Raw genomic sequence first — 4495 nt, forward strand, 5'->3', positions numbered from 1 at the left:
TGCGCCCGCACATCACTGCGATGCCCCAGGCTTTCCATCAACGTGTCAATCACGACAAAAGCGGTTATAATCCACGTGGCGTCCATCGGCTCCTCCTGGCGATGATGTTGGTTCAGCAACCGCGATCATGCCAGAGGTGTCGATGGTCGTCAACTAGCAATCAAGGTATCTAGATTATACGTTTGAATAGCCTGAATGACCTCATCAGCCGCATTTTCAACGTCATACGATAAGACGGTTGCCTGATCGGCATGGCCGCGCAGATCACGCCCTTCAGGGCTACCTGTACCGCTACCGGCGGCTGTTCCGGCGACATGAGTAGCATGATCGTTGGTGCCGGCGGGTCCACTACATCCATTTGAGGTTGAAGTGGGATCGCCAATCGTTAGGCGACCACTAAAACCGGGATGGTTGCTTTCTACCCATCCACAATCCCATACTCCAATGACAATACTACCAGGTGCTGATGCTGGATTACCGTGATAACCGGCCTGGTGAACCAGGTTTGTCTTGGTAGCGTTTCGACCACCATCATTTTTCGGTCTGAATGGTCCAGGCCAGGCGTCGATCCAAAAGATGCTATCCATCTGACTCAGTGCCGTGAGGGTGACAACACTGGGTAGATGCGCAAGGATATAGTGGCGCTCAGCGACTACTTTTTCGACGTTGCCACCAAATTGCCTGACGAGATCGCTGATCGTTTCGACATCAACATCTGGATAGGTTGCTATCAGTACCGGTAGTGGCTGTTGGTCACGGTAGTCGGTCAGTCGTGGTGATAGTTTGTCAGTTTGGCGAATGGCGGCAATAGCACGTATTCCATCTGGTAAGGTTGACAACTGGAGCCATGTAATCGGGATAGACGCAAACCATGCGTTATCTGGTACGTATGCCAATAGTTTGAGACCAGCTTGAGAGAGTGTAGCTTGCTCAGCAGGTGTTGGCAGACGTTCAAACTGTACTAAAACATGCGTGCGTTGCTCTGATGCCGTCGTACTTTGCAAGCTGACAAGTGATCGTTCACTAACAGGAAAACCAGGTTGTGGGCTAAATTCACGGGCACGCAAGCGGATCAATGGCGCTGCTGGCGCCATTAGGGAGAATGCTGGAAGAGTAGTGAAGATGAGTCCGATGACTGCGAAGATTAGCAAGGCTGGTGTCCGTTGTCGCATGATTTTGCATCCTCTCTTTAACTGGCTAGCCATTTCTGTCGTGGTGCGCTTGCGGATCGTCAATGAATACGTATGAGTCGGGTTTCCTCTTTAGTCAAAGTTCTTCCTCCCCAACACTATGTTCACGTACAGATATTCGGTTGGAAAACCGTTCTATCAGACGTATTGAGAACAATGGTCGGAATAGCGACGAAGGTAATGAAACACCGGTATGGTAAGGCGGGATAAGCGGGTTGATCTGTCTATGCGTTGCTCGCCCTCCTTGCTCATCAGGCGTTGTGTGTTGATAGAGCAAACATGTTGTTCGACAACTGAAGTATGATGACCAAACAACGATTATAGAGCGTTCACCTCCTCTCAAGGTTATCGTCATAAGTTCTAACAGGTTGTATAATGGAAGAACGTAACAAAATCATTACAGAAGATCCCAATGACGACATGGCACGTACAACTACTAGGTGGGTTTGACATTCGCTGTAATGGCATCTCACTAAGCAGTGCTTTTCAAACAGATAATGCTCGTTTGCTATTCACCTGGTTATGCTTTCATCAGCGACAGGCGGTGCGACGCGAGACGTTAACCGGCTTGTTTTGGCCTGATCGACCACAAGCAGCCGCCCAAAACACGCTGCGCGTTACCCTCAGTCGTATCCGTCGGGCGTTGGGGAAAGCCAGTTCTTTGCTTTATACTAGTGCACAGACGGTAACGCTCAACGTTCCGCCAGTTTGGCAGGTTGATGCACTCCAGTTTGAGCAGATTGTGACCACGATCCATTCACACAATCATCGCTCAATACCCGGTTGTCGCCATTGCCAGGAGCTGTTACAGACAGCAGAGACCCTGTATCAGGGTGAGTTTATAGCCGGTTTTACACCAGAAAGTGAACCTCTGTTTGATTGGTATACCCGTCAACGCGAGTATTTTCATCGCTCGTTTCTTTCGGTTCTGGCACAGTTGGGGGAGTATGCTCTTCGTGCCCACGACTGGCATAGCGTGCTGACATATGCCACCCGTCAATTGGAAGCTGAGCCGTGGCACGAATCGGCTCATCGGCAATTAATGTTAGCTTTAGCGCGTCAGGGCCAACGGGCATCGGCGCTGGCTCAATATCAGAACTGTTGCAAAATCTTACAGCAGGAGTTGGGTGTCGAACCAGAACCGGTAACTCAGGAGCTAGCGGTAGCAATTCGTGAAGGGGGTCTCCCAGATGATCCTTCGTACCTGACGTCACGGCGTCAGGCAATGGCTCTTGATCAGCTTCCTTTGGTTGGTCGTGAGCAGGAAATTCAAACTCTGACCGATCTTATCAATCGGCCAGATTTGCAATTAATCACGGTAGTTGGTGAAGGTGGCGTTGGTAAAACCCGTCTGGCGATTCGGGCTGCGCAATTGATGCGTTTTGCCTTCCCTGATGGGGTATGCTATATATTCCTGCATCCTGAAGATGGTTTTGCTGCGAATATCGGTTTGCTGACGTTGAATCCGGTACAATACCTGGCCCACTGTATTGCTACCACTTGTGAGATCGCTCTGAATGAACGGCAGAGTACGGAAGCTCAGGTGATTGCAGCACTTCAGAATCGGGCATGTTTACTGGTGTTCGATAGTTTTGAACATGTGGTAACAGCCAGTCTTTTCTTAAAAGAGCTGCTGAGTGCAGCAACACAATGTGTTGCGCTGGTTACCTCGCGACAACGTCTCTATCTACGGCAAGAGCATGTGCTGCATCTGGCCCCACTATCAACGACTTCCACTGTTCAGCAGGTGAGTCCTGGCGCTCGTATGTTTGTAGAGTTGGCCCGCCGTCAGGGAATGACGTTTACCACAGCAGACGAGTATTGCGATATTGATCAGGTCTGTAGTGCGCTGTCTGGCTTACCGTTAGGCATCGAGTTGGCGGTTGCATGCTTGAACAGTATGAACCTGACGACATTACGTCAGACAGTTTTCCGCAGCGTGAAGTCACTGAACAGTCCGATCCTTGATGTTCCTGGCCGGCATCGTAGTTTGCAAGCCGTTTTTGAATCGACCTGGAATAGTCTGTCTGAAGCGAGTCGTCAGGCACTGGCGATGTTGAGTGTGGTGAATGCTGCTTGCCCACTTGCCGCAGCACTGGCAATCACCGAGAGCGAACAGGCGCTTGCTGAACTGATTGAATTATCTCTGGTACATCATCTCGCTGAAGACCGCATCTGGTTGCATGAGTACGTCCGTCAGTTTGCCAGCGAGAAACTGGCGCAGGACTTCGATCATGCAAACTTCCGCGAAGTAGCTTATCGTCGCCATGCCCACTGGTTTTTGCGATGGTTGACCAGTTCTCGGTCTGATCTGCGTGGGCCGCAGAGCTTTGAGATTCGTGAGAATCTGGCCGCTAATCTCATCGACATTGAAGCTGCCTGGCATTGGGCACTTGTCCATGCCGAGTGGGATTTGGTCGCTAACGCAGCGTTAGCCTATGAAGACCTCTATCGCTTGATGGGGCGTTTTGTTGCCGGTGTCGAACGATTCCAGCAGAGTCTGGCTTATGTCACGAATCCTATCACATCGTCTGCCAAACGTTTGCGCGCCTCGTTACTGTCAGGGTATGTTTCGTTGCAACGTTTACGCTCTGGTCATCAGCATGTTTTCAGCGTGACAGCAGAAGCGTTAGCACTCGCCGAACAGCTTGCCGACCCCTTGTTACAGGCAATGATCAAGTGTCAGTCCGGGATGCTGAATACTCTGGCCGGTGATCACGAACAAGGTCAGCAGGAGTTCTTACAAGCGCTTGCGCTACTCAATGGCCCCAATGGCACATTCCATGATACCGATGCTCTATTGATCATCGCAACGTGTCTACGCTCGCTGAGCGAGATCGATTTGCGCCTCGGCAATCTTGAGGCGGCCACCGATTTTGCCCAGCGAGCTATGGCAGTTTGCCAGCAGACTCATGATCATCTGGCAATAGCCCGTTGTTTTGAAACGCTCAGTAATGTTGTGAGTGCACAGGGAAAACTTGAGGAGTCTGATCACTATCTGCGTCAGGCCCTCGATATATATCAGCGCCTGCGCGTGACCTATCAGAAAACCCGTGTTCTCGATCTGCTAGCGCAAAATGCCGATGCCCGTGGTGATTATGCACTGGCGCAACGCTACTATTTTCAGGGGCTGGCACTGGCGCGTGAGAGTGGAGATCGTGATGCAGAAATTATTGCCCGTATCAACTTGGGAATTTCGGCTGATTTTATGGGCAATTATGATCAGGCTCTTGAGCATACCCGGCTTGCATTAGCCCTTTCTGAGTTGGTCAGTGATCGCAGGCATCGTACTACTATTACTGCGA

The 4495-nt window shown here is 50.8% G+C and carries 2 protein-coding genes; one reads left to right on the forward strand and one right to left on the reverse strand.

What is annotated here, in order from left to right; genetic code table 11:
• Positions 1 to 149 precede the first annotated feature (149 nt).
• Positions 150 to 1172, reverse strand: a complete 1023-nt coding sequence (locus JE47_RS0119570) for a S8 family serine peptidase (protein ID WP_051871222.1) — start codon at positions 1170 to 1172, stop codon at positions 150 to 152.
• A 430-nt stretch (positions 1173 to 1602) separates the two neighbouring features.
• Between JE47_RS0119570 and JE47_RS0119575 the strand changes: the two genes are divergently transcribed.
• Positions 1603 to 4495, forward strand: a 2893-nt coding sequence (locus JE47_RS0119575) for an AfsR/SARP family transcriptional regulator (protein WP_031461364.1), incomplete at its 3' end; no start/stop codon positions are given.

The sequence above is a fragment of the Chloroflexus sp. MS-G genome (assembly GCF_000735195.1).
Classification (GTDB): domain Bacteria; phylum Chloroflexota; class Chloroflexia; order Chloroflexales; family Chloroflexaceae; genus Chloroflexus.